This window comes from Microbacterium sp. LMX7-1.2 (assembly GCF_040675935.1).
In the GTDB taxonomy this organism is placed as follows: Bacteria; Actinomycetota; Actinomycetes; order Actinomycetales; family Microbacteriaceae; genus Microbacterium.
In genome coordinates, this window is sequence record NZ_JBEGIL010000001.1 from 2570968 (window position 1) to 2589892 (window position 18925).

An 18925-nucleotide genomic window follows, 5' to 3' on the forward strand; every position below is an offset into this window, starting at 1 on the left:
GGTAGGGGCTTCAGGGTCGGGAGGAGACGGGATGCGCCGGTGCGCGCCCCGCGAGTACGGAGAGCACGTCGTCGAGCGACAGCGAGCCCATGTTGTCGACGGCCTGGGTGGTCTGCGCGCCGAGGTGCGGCGTCACGGTCACGCGTTCGGCGAGGTCGGCCGCGAGCAGCGGGCTCGCGCTCGCCGCGGTGTCGCCGGCGAGCGTGTCGGCCGCGTACGCGCCCAGGCGCCCGTCGCGGAGGGACGCGGCCACGGCATCCTCGTCGACGAGATCGGGGCGGGCGGTGTTCACGACGATCGCGCCGGGATGGATGCCGCTCAGCCGCGCCGCGTCCACGAGCGTCTGGCCGCCCGGGGCATGGAGCGTGATGAGGTCGGCGCTACGGAACAGCTCGTCGAGGTCGACCGGGGTCGCGCCCAGCTCGGTGATCCGCTCCGCGGGGAGGTAGGGGTCGGCGGCGAGCACCGTGCACCCGAAGCCGGAGAGTCGTCGGGCGACGCCCTGGCCGATGCGGCCGAAGCCCACGATCCCGACGGTCGCGGCGCCCAACTCACGGCCGCGCCGCACGCTCCAGTCACCGTCCCGTACGCGTCGGTCGCCGTCGGGGATGAAGCGCAGCGCGGCGAGCATCAGGCCCACCGCGTGGTCGGCGACGGCATCCGCGTTCGCGCCGGGAGTGTTCGTCACCGGGATGCCGCGGCGCTCGGCGGCCGCGATGTCGACCGCCTCGGTGCCGACGCCGTAGCGGGCGACGATGCGCAGCTGCGGTGCCGCCGCGAGGTGCTCGTCGGTCACGGGGCCGGTGCCCGCGATCCACCCCTCGGCCGTCGCGAGCAGCGGGGTCAGCTCGGCGAGGTCGTGGTGCGCGGGTCCGCGCACGATCTCGTGCCCCGCGGCCTCCGCCCGGGCGACGAGGTCGAGGTCGCCGTCGGAGAACGAACGGCTCGTGGCGAGGATGACGCCCATCACACGCTCCCCGCGGACGGGGCCGAGGCGAACCACGGCGCGAGCGCGTCGTACGCCGTCGTGAAGCGGGCGTGCCGCTGCGCGTACACCGCGTGGCGCCCGGTATCCGGGGCGAACTCGGCCGTGACCTCGCTCAGGGCGCGGGCGGCCGAGAAGTCCGCGAGGCCGAGGCCCACCGCGCCGGTGACCGCCGCACCCAGGCTGTTGGCCTCCTCGACGATCGTGCGGCGACGCACCGGCACTCCCCACACGTCGGCGAGAATGCCGAGCCAGACGTCGCTCTGCGCGCCGCCGCCGACCGCGTCGATGCGGTCGATCACGGCGCCGGACTCGCGGAACGCCTGGATGCAGGTGAAGAGGTTGAACGCCACGCCCTCGAGCACCGCACGGGTCAGGTGGGCTCGCGTGTGGTGGCGGCCGATGCCGACGAACGCCCCGCGGGCGGCGGGGTCCCACAGCGGGGAGCGCTCGCCCAGGAGGTACGGCAGGAAGTAGAGGTCCTCCGTGTCGAGGTCGCCGCCCGCGTCGGCGGTCAGACGGCCGGTCTCGGGGCGCGCCGGGTCGGCGGACAGCGCCTCCGCGATCCACTGCACCGAGGCGCCGCCGGCCTGCATCGTCGCGGTCGGCACGAACGAACCGGGCACGACGTTGTCGAACGTCATGGTGCGCATCTGCGGGTCGTGCAGCGGGGTGGGGCTCGCGAACGAGATCCACGACGAGGTGCCCAGGCACACGTACGCGCCGTCCTCCGGGGCGACGACACCGGAGCCGACAGCCGCGAGCGGACCGTCGCCGCCGCCCATCACGACCCGGGTCCCGGTCGGGAGACCCAGCGCATCGGCGGCGTCGGACGTGAGCGTGCCCGCGACGGTCGTCGAGTCGAGGATCTCGGGGAACAGCGCGGGGTCGAGGCCGGCAGCGGCGAGCACCGACTCCGACCACGTACCGGTGATCTGGTCGTAGGCGTTCGTGCCCGAGGCGTCGGAGCGCTCGGTCGCCAGGCGGCCGGTGAGGCGGTAGACGATGAAGTCCTTCGCGACGCAGAAGTGGCGCACGCGCGCCCACGTGTCGGGCTCGTTGTCGCGCACCCACATGATCTTCTCGAGCGAGTACGTCGGGTTGAGGCGGTGGCCGAGCACGCGGTAGGCCGCCTCGGCGCCGAGCGCCTGCTCCAGCATCCGCGTCTGGGCGCCCGAGCGCGTGTCGGCCCAGATGATCGCGGGGCGTACGGGGGCGCCGTGCGCGTCGAGCAGCACCGTGCCCATCATCTGACCGCTCACGACCAGGCCGCCGACGATCTCGGGCCCGATGCCCGACTGCGACAGCAGCTGCCGCGTGGCGGTGACGACCGCGCCCCACCAGTCCGCCGGGTCCTGCTCGGCGATGCCGCCCGCCGCGAAGTGCGCGGGATACGGCACCGTGACCGAGGTCACGAGCCGGCCGTCGTCGTGGTGCAGTGAGGCCTTGTTGCCGGTCGTGCCGAGGTCGTGCGCGATGATCATGGCCGGAGCCTATTCGGCGGTGGCGGCGTAGGGGCGGAGGTCCACGCCCGCGGACGCGCGGTACGCCCGCGAGCCCATGCCGTGCTCGAGCACCCAGCCGTAGTCGTGGCCGGCTCCGCCGGGGTATACCGCGAGGAACGCGTAGGGCTCGTCACCCGTGTTGACCGAGCGGTGCGCCCAGCCCGGCGGAATGTAGCCGATCGTGCCCGGGAGCATGTCGAGCCACTCGGAGCGCTCTCCGTCGAACATCAGCAGTCCGCCGCGGCCCTTCAGCGCGAGGTAGATCTCGCCCTGGTGGTTCGGGTGCTGGTGGCCCTTGGTCATCCAGAGCTCGCCCGAGGTGTCGCCCGGCATGATCGTCGTGATCGACTGGGGCAGCTCGCGGTCGATCTCCGGCACGGGGGAGCTCACGACCGTGTAGACCACGGGGTTGTCGCCTTCGCTGGCGGCCTTCCAGGCATCCGTGTCGAGGAAGAGACCCTCGAGGTCGGACATGCGGCGCGTGAGGGTCGGGCCCTCGGGCGACAGGGTGAGCTTCTCGGCGTCGAAGGTGATCGCGATCGGGGAGAGCGGCGGGGTGTGGAACTCGGGCATCGGTGCTCCTCGTAGGGTGCTGCGACACTGCGCAACCTGTAATGACAAGTTGAGCGTACCTGTTATGACAAGTGGTGTCCAGTGCTCATCTGCGCGGAGGTGCGGGCGCGGGTGCGGGTGCGGGTGCGGGGGCGTGGAGGGAAGGCGCGGAGGGAGGGGATGACGCGGAGGTAGGAAGATGTGGCCCGGATCGTCCTGCGCCCGGGTGATCGCCTACGCCCAGGGTCGCCGGGAGAGCGGCGGGCGGCGCGCGAGCGGGCGGGGAGTGTGGACGGGCGGGGGAAGGATGCTCAGGGTGCGGCGCGCAGGGCTCGCGTGAGATGTGCGCGTCCCCCGCGCACGGCCCGGGCGGCAGCGGCATCCGACCCCGGGTACTCCGCGTGCCCGGCGGGCAGGACCTCCAGGTCGAGGTCGCGTACGGCGTTCGCGACGCCGAACTGCCCGGGTGGCGGTACGTAGTCGTCCCACAGCGCGGCCTCGACCCGCACTGGCACCCGGGCGAAGCCCAGCGTGCTCGACGCATCGAACAGCCGCAGCTGCTCCCGGGCCTCGGGGTGCGTGGCGACGTGCGCCCGCACGACCTCGCCGCTGCCGAGGCACCGAACCGCGAGGCGCTCGTCGTACTGGCCGAAGCTCGGCACGATGAGTGTCGCGCCGATGCACCGGTCGTCCCAGGGCAGCGCGAGAGCCCCGATGCCGCCGCCGAAGCTCTCGCCCACGTAGTAGAGCGGCAGGTCGCCGGCCATCGCGAGGAGCGTGTCCGCCGCGAGCCAGAGGTCCCGCGCGCACAGGCCGAGGACGTACCGATCGGGGTCATCGAGTCCGGCGAGAACGTGCTGCTCCACGGGCTCGGGGGCGCCGACGCCCGCGTTCAGGGTCGGCAGACCCCGCGCGACCGGGAAGATCGCCGCCGCGTCGTCGGGCACCCGGGCGAGGTCGACCGCGTCGCGACCGCCGTAGCCGTGCGAGTGCACGATCCCCACGCGGGCTGCGCCCGTTGCCGGGCCCACGACCCAGGATCGCAGGCGGATGCCGTCGACGCCGGCGTGCTCGACGATCGAGACCTCTCGGCCCTCGTGCCTGCCGGTTGAGAGGAGGCGCGGCGCGGCATCCACCGTCCTCGCCTCCGCACGCCAGCGTCGCCAGGTCTCCGCGAGACCCGGAGGCGCGGCGACCGGCCGGACCCGACGCAGTGCGCTCTCGTCGAAGCCGTAGGTGCTGTCGAACGCGGCATCCGGGAACCAGGTGTCGTAGGGCGCGGGGAAGGTCATGATCATCCGACCGTATCCCGCTCTCCATTGAGGACCGTATATGTCCTGGTTGTCGGGGATGCTGGCCGGGACGAAAGGACGAGCCATGACTCATCTCCCCGCGATCCCCGCCGGATCCAACACCGTGAACCCCTTCCTGATGACCGACGATGCCCCGCGCATCATCGCCTTCCTCGTCGACGTGTTCGGCGCGGTCGACGTGCCGGAGGCTCGCACTCTCGACACCGACGGGCTGATCCTGCACTCCGAGCTGCGCATCGGGGACTCGGTCGTCATCGTCGCCGATCGCAAGCCCGACTGGCCCTTCACGCCGGGCTTCGTGCAGGTGTACGTCGACGACGTCGAGGCGACGCTCGCCCGCGCGGTCGAGCGCGGGGCGCGGATCGTCACGGCGCCGACCGACTTCTTCGGCGACACCTTCTCGCGCTTCGCCGATCCCGCAGGGAACCTGTGGTGGGTGTATCGCCATGCGCCGGACGCGGAGGCGGACGGGTTCGCGGATGCCGAGGAGTGGGGTGCGCCCGGCAGTGACGAGGGTGTGGAGCAGGAGGACTGGTCGGCGTTCACCTCACCCGAGCTCGAGTACATCCACGAGAGTCTGGTGGACGCGATGCGCGCGTTGCGCGATCCGAGAGCGCGGGAGGCCTAGGCGCTCGCCTGACGCGCCCGGTACGCGGCGACGGCGTTGCGGTTGGTGCAGGTCGGTGAGCAGTAGCGCTTCGAGCGGTTGCGGGAGAGGTCGAGCGCGAGCGCCTCGCAGGTGTCGTCGGCGCATACCGAGATGCGCGAGCCCTCGTCGGTGCGGATGACGTCGATCAGCGCCATGGCGGTCTCGATGAGCACGCGCTCGGCGAGGGGTCGATCGTCGGCGACCGCGTGCAGGTGCCAGTCGGCGGCGTCGTGGCGGACGAGGCGCGGGGTGAGGCGCGTCTCGGCGAGGGCGGCGTTGACGTGCTCGGTCATGTCGTCGCGGGATGCGAGGAGCATCGTGCGGAGTCGGGGGCGGATGCCGCGCAGGGCGTCGAGCTCGGCCCGATCGCGGTCGAGGCGGCCGGAGTAGGGGAAGTCGGCGAGGAACGCCCGATGGTCGTCGAGGGACTCGAGCGTGTCGGGGTCCTCCGCGGAGTTCACGAGCCAGACGGCGGAGCGCAGCGCCTCCTCGGTGTCATCGGTGAAGATCATGTTGACACCTTACTCCGTGCGCGAGTAGCGTCACGTGTCATGAGCACAGTCACCGATGACAAGCGCGCGACGGGCATGGGCCTCGGGCTGCCGCTGGCGATCGCCGCGGCCTTCTCCTTCGGCATGTCCGGCGCCTGGGCGCGCGGACTCATCGATGCGGGCTGGACGCCCGGGGCCGCGGTCACCGTGCGGGTGTGGGTCGCCGCGCTCGTGCTGCTCATCCCCACGCTCCTCGCGCTGCGCGAACGCTGGCGCACCCTGTGGCGGAACGCCGGCATGGTGGCCGCCTACGGCCTGCTCGCGGTCGCCGCCACGCAGCTGTTCTACTTCCAGGCCGTCGCCGTGATGGACGTCGGCATCGCGCTGCTGATCGAGTACACCGCGCCGATCGCCGTGCTCCTGTGGCTGTGGCTGCACCGCGGCGAGCGGCCGAGTCGCCGCAGCGTGATCGGTGCGGTGATCGCGTTCGTCGGGCTCGTCCTCATGCTCGATGTCGTCACCGGCGCGGAGGTCAACGTCGCCGGCATCCTCTGGGCGCTCGCCGCGATGGTCGGCGCCGCCACCTACTTCGTGCTCTCCGCCCGCGCCGACACCGGCATCCCGCCGATCGCCCTCGCGGGGTCGGGGCTGCTGCTCGGGGCCGTCGGACTCTCGATCGCCGCCGCCGTCGGCATCCTGCCCTTCCGTTGGACCACCGACGACATCTCCTACCGCTTCGGCACCGTGCCGTGGTTCGTCCCGGTGCTCGCGATCGGCGTCCTGGCGACCGCGCTCGCATACGTGCTCGGCATCACCTCGACGCGGATGCTGGGGTCCCGCCTCGCGTCGTTCGTCGCGCTCGCCGAGGTCATGGCCGCGCTGCTGTTCGGGTGGCTCCTGCTCGGGCAGCTCCCCGACCTGCTGCAGGCACTCGGCGGCGTGCTGGTCCTGGTGGGCGTGGTCGTCGTCAAGCTCGGCGAGCCGGTGCCGGCTGCCGAGTTCGTCGAGTCGCTGCCGGAGGATGCAGTGTATACCGAGGATCGGTTTACAGCGGAACTCTGACCCCAGTTCGCGCTTTGTGTATACACTGAGGGCATGGCGCTTCCGGCAGTCGATCGCATCTCGGCGAGCGAGCGCGCCCACGCCGCGCTTCTCGACGACATCCAATCCGGGGTGCTGCCCGCGGGATCCGTGCTCGGCGAGGTCGAGCAGGCCGCACGGCTGGGCGTGAGCCGCACGCCGCTGCGCGAAGCGCTTCGGCGCCTCGCCGCGGACGGTCTCGTGGTGCAGCAGTCGCCGCGCGTGACCGTGGTCGCCGACCTCGACGCCTCCGACATCCGCAAGCTCTTCGAGATCCGCCGCGCGCTGGAGGAGACGTCTGCGAGACTCGCCGCGCAGCGCGGGGACGCCGAGCTGTTCGCCGCGCTCGCGGAGGAGTTCGCGCACGTCGACCTGGCGGCGGACGTCGGACGCGACGACTACTACGCGCTCATCGCCCGTTTCGACGCGGCCCTCGACGCCGCCGTGGCGAACGACTACATCGCCTCGGCGCTGCGCACCGTGCGCACACATCTGGTGCGGGTGCGCCGCATGGCGAAGGACAAGCCCGCGCGCCTCGCGGCCTCCGCCTCCGAGCACCGCACGATCGCGCAGGCACTCGCCGCCCGCGACGGCGACCTCGCCGCGCACGCGACGCACGTGCACCTGCACAACGCGCTCACCGGCATCCTGGAATCTCTGGATGCTGTGGGGGAGGGCGTTTCGACTCGCTCCGCTCGCTCAACGACCGGGGCGGGGGAGGGCGTTTCGTCACTTCGACTCGCTCCGCTCACTCAGCACGGCGCTCGCTCCGCTCGCTCAACGACCACGACCTCCGACGAGTAGGGATCCGTCATGACCGTCACCCACCACGTCCGCGTCCACCGGAGCGACGAGAACCTCGCCCGTGAGGATCAGCTCGCCTGGAAGATCGCCGAGGTCGCCGCCGATCCCGTCGAGGTCGAGCCCGCGGTCGTCGACATGATCGTCAACCGCATCATCGACAACGCCTCGGTCGCCGCAGCATCCCTCACGCGCGGACCGATCAACGCGGCGCGTGCGCAGGCGTTCAGCCACCCGGTGTCGACCGGCGGTGCGGGCGCGACCGTGTTCGGCGCGGCGCTCGATCAGCGCACGAGCCCGGAGTGGGCGGCGTGGGTGAACGGCGTCGCGGTGCGCGAGCTCGACTACCACGACACGTTCCTGGCCGCCGAGTACTCGCACCCCGGTGACAACATCCCGCCGATCCTCGCGGTCGCGCAGCACGTCGGATCCGACGGTCGAGCGCTCGTCCGCGCCATCGCGACCGGCTATGAGATCCAGATGGACCTCGTGCGCGCGATCTGCCTGCACAAGCACAAGATCGACCACGTCGCGCACCTCGGACCCTCGGCCTCCGCCGGCATCGGCACGCTCCTCGGACTCGACGTCGAGACGATCTACCAGGCCGTCGGCCAGGGCCTGCACACCACGACCGCGACCCGGCAGAGCCGCAAGGGCGAGATCTCCACGTGGAAGGCGCACGCCCCGGCGTTCGCCGGCAAGATGGCCGTCGAAGCGGTCGACCGGGCCATGCGCGGCCAGACCAGCCCCGCCCCGATCTACGAGGGCGAGGACGGCGTGATCGCCTGGATGCTCGACGGCAAGGATGCCGCGTACGAGGTGCCGCTCCCGGCATCCGGCGAGCCGAAGCGCGCGATCCTCGACTCGTACACGAAGGAGCACTCCGCCGAGTACCAGGCCCAGGCGTGGATCGACCTCGCCCGCAAGCTCGGCACCGAGAACCCGGCGCTTCGCGACCCCGCGAACATCGAGTCGATCGTGCTGCACACGAGCCACCACACGCACTACGTGATCGGCTCGGGCGCGAACGACCCGCAGAAGTACGACCCGACGGCGTCGCGGGAGACGCTCGACCACTCGATCCCGTACATCTTCGCCGTCGCGCTGCAGGACGGCGGCTGGCACCACGTCGACTCGTACACCCCCGAGCGCGCAGGCCGCCCCGACACGGTCGCGCTGTGGCACAAGATCACGACGGCCGAGGATGCCGAGTGGACGCGTCGCTACCACTCCGAGGACCCCGACGTGAAGGCCTTCGGCGGTCGTGTGGAGTTCACGCTGACGGACGGCTCGACCGTCGTCGACGAGATCGCCGTGGCCGACGCGCACCCGCTCGGGGCCCGTCCGTTCGCGCGCGAGAACTACATCGCGAAGTTCCGGCTGCTCGCGGAGCCCGTGCTGGAGCCCGCGGAGATCGAGCGCTTCCTCGAGCTCGTGCAGCGCCTGCCCGAGCTGACGGCCGCCGAGGTCGGCGAGCTGTCGATCATCGCGAAGCCCGGCCTCCTCGAGGGCGCGGACACGCCGAAGGGGCTGTTCTGATGCTGTACTCCACGACGACGCCGGCCGAGAAGAGGCGGTTGTTCCGTGAGCGCCTCGCGAGCGGCGAACTGCTGCGCTTCCCCGGAGCGTTCAACCCCCTCAGCGCCAAGCTCATCGAACAGAGGGGCTTCGACGGCGTCTACATCTCCGGGGCCGTTCTCTCGGCCGATCTGGGTCTGCCCGACATCGGACTCACGACGCTGACCGAGGTCGCCGGACGCGCGAAGCAGATCGCCCGCATGACCGACATCCCCTCGATCGTCGATGCCGACACCGGTTTCGGCGAGCCGATGAACGTGGCGCGCACGATCCAGGAGCTCGAGGATGCCGGACTCGCCGGCACCCATATCGAGGACCAGATCAACCCCAAGCGCTGCGGTCACCTCGACGGCAAGAGCGTGGTCGACGAGAACACGGCGATCAAGCGCATCCGCGCCGCCGCCGATGCGCGCCGAGACGAGAACTTCCTGATCATGGCCCGCACCGACATCCGCGCGATCGACGGACTGGATGCCGCGATCGATCGGGCCAAGGCCCTCGTAGACGCGGGGGCCGACGCGATCTTCCCCGAGGCGATGCGCGACCTCTCGGAGTTCGAGGCGATGGCGGATGCTCTCGACGTGCCGATCCTCGCCAACATGACCGAGTTCGGCAAGAGCGACCTGTTCTCCGTCGACCAGTTGCGGGACGCGGGTGTGAGCATGGTCATCTGGCCGGTCTCGCTACTGCGGATCGCGATGGGCGCGGCGGGCCGTGCTCTCGATACGCTGAACGAGGAGGGGCATCTGACCTCGAAGCTCGGCGAGATGCAGCACCGCGCCGATCTCTACGACCTGATCGACTACGAGTCGTACAACCACTTCGACTCCGGCGTCTTCAACTTCACGATCGACACCACCGGTCGTTGAGCGAGCGAAGCGAGACGAAACGCGCCACCGCGTTTCGTCTCGTCGCTTCGCTCCTCGCTCAACGACCGAAATGACACGAAGGAGTGAGCATGACCGAGCCTGACATCAAGAAGGGCCTCGCAGGGGTCGTCGTCGACACGACGGCGATCTCGAAGGTCAACCCCGAGACGAACAGCCTGCTGTACCGCGGCTATCCCGTGCAGGAGCTGGCCGACACGCAGCCCTTCGAGGCGGTCGCGTACCTCCTGTGGCACGGCGAGCTCCCCACCTCCGAGGAGCTCGCGGCCTTCCGGCTCGAGGAGCGCCGCCACCGCGCGCTCGCCGACAACGTCAAGGCCGCGATCGACCTCGTGCCGCTCGACGCCCACCCGATGGACGAGGTGCGCACGGCCGTGAGTGTGATCGGCGCCTCCGATCCCGCCGCCGGTGGGTCGGTGCTCGACGCGGGCGGCAGCCCCGAGCAGAACCTCGAGCGCAGCATCCGCCTCTTCGCCGCCCTGCCGGCGATCGTCGCTTACGGGCAGCGTCGTCGTCGCGGACAGGAGATCGTCGAGCCGCGCGACGACCTCGACTACTCCTCGAACTTCCTGTGGATGACGTTCGGCGAGGAGCCGGACCCGGTGGTCGTCGACGCGTTCAACCGCTCGATGATCCTGTACGCAGAGCACTCCTTCAACGCCTCGACGTTCACCGCGCGAGTGATCACCTCGACGCTGAGCGACCTGTACTCGGCGGTGGTCGGGGCCATCGGCGCGCTCAAGGGGCCGCTGCACGGCGGCGCCAACGAAGCCGTGCTGCACATCTTCGACGAGATCGGGGAGGCGGACAACGTCGTGCCGTGGCTCGAGAAGGCACTCGCCGAGAAGCGCAAGATCATGGGCTTCGGACACCGCGTGTACAAGCGCGGCGACTCCCGCGTGCCGACCATGAAGGCGGCCCTCGACACGCTCGTCGAGCACTACGACAAGCCCGAGGTCGCGGCGCTCTACGACGCGCTCGAGGCGGAGTTCGTCGAGCGCAAGGGCATCTACCCGAACCTCGACTACCCGTCCGGTCCGGCGTACAACCTGATCGGCTTCGATACGCTCACGTTCACGCCGCTGTTCGTCGCCGCGCGCGTCACGGGCTGGACCGCGCACGTGATCGAGCAGGCCGGTGCGAATGCGCTCATCCGTCCGCTCTCCCACTACGACCGGGTCGACGAGAGGCACGTCCAGGGCTGAGCGCGCAAAGACCCTCTATTTCTGCCGAACGGCACGAATAGAGGGTCTATTGCTGCCGTTCGGCAGAAATAGACGGGCGGGGAGACGGGCGGGGGGACGGGCGGGGCGACGGGCGGATGCCGTAGCGCGATCCGCGGCGCGAATCAACCGGATGCGCGGACCCGCGCGCCAGGAGTATCACTGATCCGGGACCGAGGGGTCCCGGGTGAAGGAGGCTCCGTGTCAGCGTCGGGTGTCAACGTCAAGGAGGTCCGGTCGCTCGTGCCCGCCCGGATGGACCGGCTGCCGTGGGCGCGATTCCACTGGATGATCGTCGTCGGCCTCGGGTTCTCCTGGATCCTCGACGGCCTCGAGGTGCAGATCGTCGCCGCGAACGGCTATGCCGCCACGCTCGGGATGGGCCCAGCCGAGGTCGGCCTCGCCGGCACCTGCTACCTGCTCGGCCAGGTGTTCGGCGCGCTGGTGTTCGGGCGGCTCACCGACCGGCTCGGACGCAAGAAGCTCTTCATCCTGTCGCTCGCGGTGTACCTCGTGGGCTCCGCGGTCGCGGGTCTCGCGTTCGCGCCCTGGTTCTTCTACATCTGGCGCTTCGTCGCGGGAGCGGGCATCGGCGGCGAGTACGCGGCGATCAATTCGGCGATCGACGAGATCATCCCCGCGAAGTACCGGGGACGCGTCGACATCGCCATCAACGGCACGTACTGGGGAGGTGCGGCGCTCGGCGCCGTCGCGAACCTGTTCTTCCTCAACACCGACATCCTGCCCGCCGACATCGGCTGGCGGCTCAGCTTCTTCCTGGGGCCCGTGCTCGGCATCCTCATCATCTGGCTGCGCCGGCACATCCCCGAGAGCCCGCGCTGGCAGATGACGCACGGACGCGAGGACGAGGCCGAGCGCAACGTCGACGGGATCGAGCAGCGCATCCGCGAGGAGGGCAAGGAGATCCCGCCGGTCGACGAGTCGAAGGCGATCACGGTCAAGGAGTACGGTCGGGTGCCGTTCCTCGTGATCGTGAAGGTGCTGTTCCAGAAGTATCCGCGGCGCACACTCGTCGGCATCACGATGATGGTGACGCAGTCGTTCCTGTACAACGCGATCTTCTTCACGTACGCGCTCGTGCTCGAGAACTTCTACGACACGCCCCCGGCATCCGCCTCGCAGTACTTCATCATCTTCGCGATCGGCAATCTCGCCGGGGCGCTCGTCCTCGGGCACTTCTTCGACACGTGGGGACGGCGGCGGATGCTGTTCGCGACCTATGTGCTGGCCGGGTCGATCCTGCTCGTGAGCGCGTTCCTGTTCCACGCCGGCGTGCTGAACGCGGGCACCCACACGGCGTTCTGGTGCGCGTCGTTCTTCTTCGCCTCGGCGGGGGCCTCGGCCGCGTACCTCACTGTGAGCGAGATCTTCCCGCTCGAGCTGCGCAGCCAGGTGATCTCCTACGTGTTCTCGATCGGGCAGCTCGTGGGCGCGATCGCCCCCGCGCTGTACGGGGCGCTGATCGGCGAGAGCGCCGAGACCGGCGACCGCGGGCCCCTGTTCTGGGGCTACGTGCTCGGCGCGGCGATCATGATCGTCGGCGGCGTCGTGTGCGGCGTGTTCGGCGTCAGCGCGGCAGGCAAGTCGCTCGAGGACATCGCGGATCCGCTGTCGCTCGTGGATCCGCCGGAGAAGGGGGTCACGCCCGACGCGCCCTCCGGCCGGTGAGCCGTGCCTCGGTATCCTGGCGCGATGGCTTCCGAACGGAACTGGGCAGGCAACATCGAGTACCGCGCCGCACGGGTGGAGCACCCGGCGTCGCCCGATCAGCTGCAGGAGCTCCTCGCGCAGGGTGGAGCGGTGCGGATGCTGGGCTCCCGCCACAGCTTCAACACGCTGGCCGACACGGACGGGACGTTGATCGCCCTCGACCGGATGCCGGCCGTGTTCGAGGTGAGCCGCGAACGTGACGCGGTTCGGGTGAGCGGCGCGCTGCGCTACGGAGACCTCGCCCCGCTGCTGGACGCCGAGGGGCTGGCGCTCGCGAACCTCGCCTCTCTCCCGCACATCTCGATCGCGGGCGCGGTCGCGACGGGCACGCACGGCTCGGGCGACGCCCTCGGCTCGCTGGCGACGGCGGTGCGCGCCCTCACGATCGTGACCGCCGCCGGGGAGACGCGGAGTCTCGCCCGCGGCGACGAGGACTTCGACGGCGCGGTCGTGAGCCTCGGGGCGCTCGGAGCGGTGATCGACGTCACGCTCGACGTCGAACCCGCCTACGAGGTCGCCCAGCACGTGTTCGAGGGTCCGTCGTGGGACGCGATCCTCCGCGACTTCGACGACGTGACCGGCATCGGCACGAGCGTCAGCATCTTCTCGACCTGGGAGCGCACCGACGTCGCGGACCAGATCTGGGTCAAGCAGCGGTTACCCGAGGCGCGTGAGATCACCCGCGCCGACCTGTTCTCACGCCTCGACGCACAGCCGGCTGACGTGAAGCGGCATCCGATCCTCGGCGTCGATCCGGTCGCGTGCACGGAGCAGGGCGGTGTTCCTGGTCCGTGGTTCGACCGCCTGCCGCACTTCCGGCTCGAGTTCACGCCGTCGGCCGGAGCGGAGCTGCAGAGCGAGTATCTCGTGCCGCGCTCCGATGCCGTCGAGGCCATCCAGGTCGTGCGCACGCTCGCGGGTCAGATCGCGCCCCTGCTCCTGGTGAATGAGATCCGCACGGTCAAATCCGACGACCTGTGGCTGAGCTCGTCGTACGAAACGGATGCTGTCGGCATCCACTTCACCTGGAAGCCCGACGAGGAGGCCGTGCGTGCGTTCCTGCCGACCCTCGAGGCGGCGTTGCCCGGCACGGCGCGACCGCACTGGGGCAAGGTCTCCACGCTCGACGGCGCAGAGGTGCGGTCGCGGTACCCGCGCTTCGACGACTTCGCTGCGCTCGCTGCCCGCTACGACCCCGAGCGCCGGCTCGTGAACCCGTACTTGGAGCGGCTGGGCCTCTGAGCGAGGCGCCGCCCGGCGGGGGTGGACGCGGGCCACGACCGACGCGAGACTGGACCCAGTGCCCGGGCAGCGCGCTCGGCATCGAGACGGAGGAGCGGACATGGCACTCAGGGTCGGATACTTCGTCGGCAGCCTGTCGTCGACATCCATCAACCGGATCCTCGCGACGGCCCTGATCGAGTTGGCGCCGCGGGATCTGGAGTTCTTCGAGATCCCGATCCGCGACCTGCCGCTGTACAGCCAGGACTACGACGAGTCGTATCCGCCGGAGGCGGTGGCGCTCAAGGAGGCGATCGACTCGGCCGACGCGGTGCTGTTCGTCACGCCGGAGTACAACCGGTCGATCCCCGGCGGTCTCAAGAACGCGATCGACTGGGCCTCGCGCCCCTGGGGGCAGAACTCCTTCGACCACATCCCCGCCGCGGTCATCGGCGCCTCGGTCGGCGCGATCGGCACCGCCGTCGCCCAGCAGAGCCTGCGCGGCGTGCTGAGCTTCTGCAACGCCCGGCAGATGACGGCCCCCGAGGCGTACATCCAGTTCAAACCCGAGCACTACGCCGAGGACGGCACGGTCACGCACTCCGACACGGCCGACTTCCTGCGCGGCTTCATGAGCGAGTTCCGCGACCACATCGAGCGCGTGCTGACCGTGCTCCCGCGCGACACCGACAACTGACGCTCAGACGTGCGCTCAGACGTCGTCGCGCGCTCAGACGTGGTCGCGCCAGGAGTGCTGCGGCTCGTAGCCCAGCATCCGCCGCGCCTTGTCGATCGACAGCAGGGTCTCGTTCGCCCCCACGTCGCGCGCCGCGGGCACGTCGGGGAAGACCTCGGCGAGCAGCTCGGCGTTCGGCCGTGACATGACTGTGTCGGCCGCGGCGATGATGTACTGCTCGAACCCCGGCGGCGCGACCTCGAGCGCCCGGTGCACGGCCTGGGCGCCGTCACGCGCGTCGATGTAGCCCCACAGGTTCCACTTGCGCCGCAGGGCATCGGCGTCGAATGAGGGGAACTCGACGTAATCCTCGGGCACCATGACGTTCGAGAACCGCAGGGCCGTGATCGACAGGTCAGGGTGCCAGCGCACGAGCTCGGTCGCCAGGCGCTCCTCGAGCGTCTTCACGAGCGAGTACACCGACTCGGGCCGGGGCGGGTACTCCTCGTCGACGGGGACGTACGGCGGCGGCGCGTCGAACGGGAGCCCGAGCACCGTCTCGCTGGAGGCGTAGACGATACGACGGATGCCGAGGCGCACCGCCGCCCAGAACACGTTGAACGTGGCGGGCATGTTGTTGTGGAACGTCGCCACGTCGCTGCGGATGCCCGGCGCCGGGATCGCGCCCAGGTGCACGACGCCGTCGATGCCGTCGTGCTGGTCGCCGACAGCGGTGAACGCGTCGACGACCTGGCCGTAATCGGTGAGGTCGACCTGCACGAACCCGGGGCCGCGCTCGCCGGCGATATCCATGCCGACGACATCCAGGCCCGCGGCCAGCAGCTCCCGTGCGACGACGGAGCCGAGCTTTCCCGATGATCCGGTGAGTGCGATGCGCATGCCACCAGCGTGACATGCCGACAGGGGGCGCGGGCCATTCGGCATACACTCGTCGGCGTGAGTGTTTCGACGACGTCCGCGGTTCGGCCGCGCTCCGGCCGCCAGCTGACGATCGCCGGGCACGGCTACGAGGCGGCGATCGCGAGCGTCGGGGCGACCCTCCGTTCCCTGACCTTCGCCGGGCGGGACCTCGTCGTGCCCTTCGCCGCCGACGAGGTGCGTCCGGCGTATCGCGGGGCGACGCTCGCACCCTGGCCCAACCGGATCGTCGACGGGCGGTACACGTTCGGCGGGCTCGAGCTCCGACTGCCGCTCACCGAGCCCGAGCGCGGTCACGCGCTGCACGGCCTCATCGACTGGACCGAGTTCGACGACCGTGTGGTCTCCGACGACCGGGTCGTGCTGGCCGGGGTGATCGAACCCCGGACCGGCTACCCCTTCCGTGTCGAGGTGGAGGTCGAGTACCGCCTCGACGCCCACGGTCTCACGCAGACCGTGACAGGTCACAACCTCGGGACGGATGCTGCGCCGTGGGGCGTCGGTCCGCACCCGTACCTCGTGGCCGGCGGCGGGCGCGTGGACGATTGGACGCTGACGCTGCCGGCATCCTCGGTGCTCACGGTGACACAGGATCGGCTGTCTCCGGTCGCGGTCGAGCCCGTCTCGGAGCATCCGGAGTGGGACTTCCGTGCACCGCGCGTGCTCGGCGACGTCTTCGTCGACCACGCCTTCACGGGGCTCACCCGGACCGACGGCGTGGCCGAGGTGCGCCTCGAGACGGCCGCCGGGACCGGTGTCGCGATGCGGTTCGACGAGCACTGTCCCTGGGTGCAGGTGCACACGGCGGACGATTCCGACCGCATCGGCCTCGCAGTCGAACCCATGACCTGCCCACCCGACGCCTTCAACTCGGGAACGGACCTCGTGGTCCTCGAGCCGGGCGCCGCGCACGCGGCATCCTGGACGATCTCCGCGATCTGACGTCCGCCCTCTCCCTGCCCGTCTATTTCTGCCGAACGGCACAAATAGGACTCCTCAACCGTGCATTCGCCAGAAACAGACGGGCAGGCTGGGGCGTCAGCGGGCGAGCCAGCGGCGCAGCGCGCGCGTGACCCAGGGCAGCACCCAGTAGGTCATGATCGGCGTGAGCACCAGCGTCGTGGCCAGCACGCGCAACCAGATCGGCAGCTCGTTGAAGCCCGGGACCGGGCTCATGGCGTACGTGAACGCGAGGTTCACGGGGAAGAACCCGAGCCAGATCGACACGGCCTGCTTCCACCGCGGGGGAGCCTTCACGATGGCACCAGCGGCCGTCCCCTCGGCGGTCTGCACCGTGACCGAGCCTGTCGCGGGTTCGTCGAACCACCCCTCGATGCCGCTGCGTCGGCGGGAGCGCTCGCTCAGCACGAGCCCCTCTCCGGTGGCCAGCCAGGCCGCGCGCTCGGCGGAGTCCTCCCAAGCGACGAGCGTGTCCTCGTCGGCGAACCGGTACAGCATGTGCCAGACGTGCGAGTCGGCGCCGGCGCGCACCCACCCGGATCCGAGGAATCCCGGATACGTGTTCGCCTTGTTCACCCCGCGCTGCACCCACTCGGTGGTCTCGGCGATACGCGTCGGGTCGACCTCGCGGCGGATGGACACGGTGATGGAGTCGCTGGACATGGCGGATCCTCGGGAGAGCACGGCCCGGGTCTCGGGCGCATCGGCAGGGGGGGGCGGCGCCAGGGTGCGGGCGCCCTCCGATTCTATTTCGGATGCCGGCGGCCCGACGCCTCGTTCGCACGGAGCGGATCACCGCGCGCCTCGGGGGCGACCCCGATCGCGTCGGCGCTGCCGTGCGAACCTGAACGCGCGTACATGTTCGCCCCGTACGGTCGGGACATGAGCAGTCACCGCTCGTCCGACAAGGACGCAGACAGACGCCCGCCCCGACCACGCATGGACGAACCCGTGCGGTCGGATGAACGCGAGAAGGGCCCCCGCGCCCGCTCGCTCAAGCCGCTCCGCATCGTCTCGCGGCCGCCGTTCCCCGCCACCTGACATCCACCGGGCGAGCGCCGCACCGCTCCAGCGGGGTGACAATGGGACGCATGAGCGCGCGCAGTGAAGCCGTCCTGATCGACGTCGTCCGCACCCCGGTGGGTCGGGGCAAGCCCGGAGGGATGCTGTCGGGTGTGCACCCCGTCGACCTCGCCGCCGGTGCGCTCGCGGCGATCCTCACCCGCAGCGGACTCGAGTCGCGCCAGATCGACGACGTGCTCCTCGGTTGCGTGAGCCAGGTCGGCGAGCAGTCGTCGAACATCGCGAGGCAGGCCGTGCTCGCCGCCGGCTTCGACGAGGCCGTGCCTGCCACGACCATCGACCGGCAGTGCGGGTCGAGCCAGCAGGCCGTGCACTCCGCGGCGCAGGGCATCATCGCCGGGTCCTACGACGCCGTGATCGTGGGCGGCGTGGAGTCGATGAGCCGCGTGCCGCTCGGATCGTCGGCGGCCGTCGCCGGAAGTCCGATGTCGCCTCGGCTGCGGGCTCGCTACCCGGAGGGACTCGTGAACCAGGGCGTCTCCGCCGAGCTCATCGCGCAGCGGTGGGGCCTCGACCGCGACGCCCTCGACGCGTACTCCGCGGAGTCGCATCGCCGTGCCGCCGCCGCGTGGGACGAAGGGTTCTTCGACCGGACGGTGATCGCGGTGGACGAGGCTCCTGATGCCGTGGGGGATGAGACCGTGCGGGCCGGCACCACGGCATCCGCTCTGGCCGGTCTGTCACCGGCGTTCCGCACCGATGCACTGGCCGAGCGCTTCCCCGAGATCGACTGGCGCATCACCCCGGGCAACTCCTCGCCGCTCACCGACGGGGCCTCGGCCGCGCTGCTGATGAGCGCCGACCGCGCGGAGCAGCTGGGGCTCGTGCCGCGGGCGCGGTTCCGCGGGTTCACGGTGGTGGGCGACGACCCGCTGATGATGCTGACCGGCCCGATCCCCGCCACGCGACGCATCCTCGAGCGCGCGGGACTCTCGATCGACGACCTCGACGCCTACGAGGTCAACGAGGCGTTCGCCTCGGTGCCGCTCGCGTGGGCCGCCGAGGTCGGGGCGGATGCCGCGAAGCTCAACCCCCGGGGCGGGGCGATCGCGCTCGGCCACGCGCTCGGCTCCTCGGGCACACGCCTGCTCGGCACGCTGGTCGACCATCTCCAGGCGACGGGCGGCAGGCTCGGCCTGCAGACCATGTGCGAGGGCGGCGGCATGGCGAACGCCCTGATCGTGGAGCGCCTCTAGCCGCCCGAGACGGAGAAGACCCCCGCCGACCCGATTCGGCGGGGGTCCTCGCGGT

The 18925-nt window shown here is 70.8% G+C and carries 19 protein-coding genes; 12 read left to right on the forward strand and 7 right to left on the reverse strand.

The genetic code is table 11. The features are described from left to right. Nucleotides 1-10: 10 nt before the first annotated feature. From MRBLMX7_RS12565 to MRBLMX7_RS12580, 4 genes are all read right to left on the reverse strand, one after another. Nucleotides 11-967 carry an NAD(P)-dependent oxidoreductase gene (locus MRBLMX7_RS12565; protein ID WP_363368998.1) on the reverse strand — a complete coding sequence of 319 codons (957 nt, stop codon included), beginning with the start codon at nt 965-967 and terminating at the stop codon, nt 11-13. Continuing rightward, on the reverse strand, nt 967-2469 hold the full coding sequence (gene xylB / locus MRBLMX7_RS12570; RefSeq protein WP_363369000.1) for a xylulokinase: 1503 nt from the start codon (nt 2467-2469) through the stop codon (nt 967-969). The genes MRBLMX7_RS12565 and xylB overlap by 1 nt, the downstream gene beginning before the upstream one ends. 9 nt (nt 2470-2478) lie before the next feature. Then, entirely contained in the window at nt 2479-3063 is a 585-nt protein-coding gene (locus MRBLMX7_RS12575; RefSeq protein ID WP_363369002.1) for a glucose-6-phosphate isomerase family protein, read from the reverse strand. A 290-nt stretch (nt 3064-3353) separates the two neighbouring features. Continuing rightward, nucleotides 3354-4334, reverse strand: a complete 981-nt coding sequence (locus tag MRBLMX7_RS12580) for an acetylxylan esterase (protein ID WP_363369004.1) — start codon at nt 4332-4334, stop codon at nt 3354-3356. 85 nt (nt 4335-4419) lie between these two features. Between MRBLMX7_RS12580 and MRBLMX7_RS12585 the strand changes: the two genes are divergently transcribed. Then, nucleotides 4420-4983 carry a VOC family protein gene (locus MRBLMX7_RS12585; RefSeq protein WP_363369006.1) on the forward strand — a complete coding sequence of 188 codons (564 nt, stop codon included), beginning with the start codon at nt 4420-4422 and terminating at the stop codon, nt 4981-4983. On the opposite strand, the gene MRBLMX7_RS12590 is transcribed toward MRBLMX7_RS12585, so the two are convergent. Next, the gene (locus MRBLMX7_RS12590) at nt 4980-5516 is read right to left on the reverse strand and encodes a CGNR zinc finger domain-containing protein (RefSeq protein WP_363369008.1); all 537 of its coding nucleotides are present in this window, start codon (nt 5514-5516) and stop codon (nt 4980-4982) included. The genes MRBLMX7_RS12585 and MRBLMX7_RS12590 overlap by 4 nt on opposite strands. Nucleotides 5517-5555: 39 nt before the next feature. Here MRBLMX7_RS12590 and MRBLMX7_RS12595 point away from each other — a divergent pair, with 39 nt between their 5' ends. From MRBLMX7_RS12595 to MRBLMX7_RS12630, 8 genes are all read left to right on the forward strand, one after another. Then, a complete protein-coding gene (locus tag MRBLMX7_RS12595; protein ID WP_363369010.1) occupies nt 5556-6557 on the forward strand; it encodes an EamA family transporter in 1002 nt (333 codons plus the stop codon). 57 nt (nt 6558-6614) lie between these two features. Further along, nucleotides 6615-7379, forward strand: coding sequence for a GntR family transcriptional regulator (locus tag MRBLMX7_RS12600; RefSeq protein WP_414685143.1), 765 nt, complete (start codon nt 6615-6617; stop codon nt 7377-7379). Between the two features lie 9 nt (nt 7380-7388). After that, nucleotides 7389-8915: an MmgE/PrpD family protein gene (locus tag MRBLMX7_RS12605; protein WP_363369011.1), complete on the forward strand. Its 1527-nt coding sequence runs from the start codon at nt 7389-7391 to the stop codon at nt 8913-8915. Next, a complete protein-coding gene (gene prpB, locus MRBLMX7_RS12610; protein WP_363369013.1) occupies nt 8915-9823 on the forward strand; it encodes a methylisocitrate lyase in 909 nt (302 codons plus the stop codon). Before MRBLMX7_RS12605 ends, prpB begins: the two co-directional genes overlap by 1 nt. An 89-nt stretch (nt 9824-9912) precedes the next feature. Further along, on the forward strand, nt 9913-11046 hold the full coding sequence (locus tag MRBLMX7_RS12615) for a bifunctional 2-methylcitrate synthase/citrate synthase (protein ID WP_363369015.1): 1134 nt from the start codon (nt 9913-9915) through the stop codon (nt 11044-11046). A gap of 219 nt (nt 11047-11265) precedes the next feature. Continuing rightward, nucleotides 11266-12753 (forward strand): MFS transporter, encoded by a 1488-nt coding sequence (locus MRBLMX7_RS12620; RefSeq protein ID WP_363369018.1) that lies wholly within the window; start codon nt 11266-11268, stop codon nt 12751-12753. Nucleotides 12754-12777: 24 nt separating this feature from the next. Further along, nucleotides 12778-14037 carry an FAD-binding protein gene (locus MRBLMX7_RS12625; protein WP_363369020.1) on the forward strand — a complete coding sequence of 420 codons (1260 nt, stop codon included), beginning with the start codon at nt 12778-12780 and terminating at the stop codon, nt 14035-14037. Nucleotides 14038-14137: 100 nt separating this feature from the next. Further along, the gene (locus MRBLMX7_RS12630; RefSeq protein ID WP_363369021.1) at nt 14138-14713 is read left to right on the forward strand and encodes an NADPH-dependent FMN reductase; all 576 of its coding nucleotides are present in this window, start codon (nt 14138-14140) and stop codon (nt 14711-14713) included. 33 nt (nt 14714-14746) lie between these two features. Here the strand turns inward: MRBLMX7_RS12630 and MRBLMX7_RS12635 are convergent, their stop codons facing one another. Continuing rightward, nucleotides 14747-15592, reverse strand: coding sequence for an NAD-dependent epimerase/dehydratase family protein (locus tag MRBLMX7_RS12635; RefSeq protein ID WP_363369023.1), 846 nt, complete (start codon nt 15590-15592; stop codon nt 14747-14749). A gap of 57 nt (nt 15593-15649) precedes the next feature. On the opposite strand from MRBLMX7_RS12635, the gene MRBLMX7_RS12640 reads away from it, so the two are divergent. Next, a complete protein-coding gene (locus MRBLMX7_RS12640; RefSeq protein WP_414685094.1) occupies nt 15650-16573 on the forward strand; it encodes an aldose 1-epimerase family protein in 924 nt (307 codons plus the stop codon). A gap of 96 nt (nt 16574-16669) precedes the next feature. Here the strand turns inward: MRBLMX7_RS12640 and MRBLMX7_RS12645 are convergent, their stop codons facing one another. Beyond that, nucleotides 16670-17254: an antibiotic biosynthesis monooxygenase gene (locus MRBLMX7_RS12645; protein WP_363369025.1), complete on the reverse strand. Its 585-nt coding sequence runs from the start codon at nt 17252-17254 to the stop codon at nt 16670-16672. A gap of 219 nt (nt 17255-17473) precedes the next feature. Here MRBLMX7_RS12645 and MRBLMX7_RS12650 point away from each other — a divergent pair, with 219 nt between their 5' ends. Further along, entirely contained in the window at nt 17474-17632 is a 159-nt protein-coding gene (locus tag MRBLMX7_RS12650) for a hypothetical protein (RefSeq protein ID WP_363369027.1), read from the forward strand. Between the two features lie 50 nt (nt 17633-17682). Beyond that, nucleotides 17683-18870: a thiolase family protein gene (locus MRBLMX7_RS12655; RefSeq protein WP_363369029.1), complete on the forward strand. Its 1188-nt coding sequence runs from the start codon at nt 17683-17685 to the stop codon at nt 18868-18870. The last annotated feature ends 55 nt before the right edge of the window (nt 18871-18925 follow it).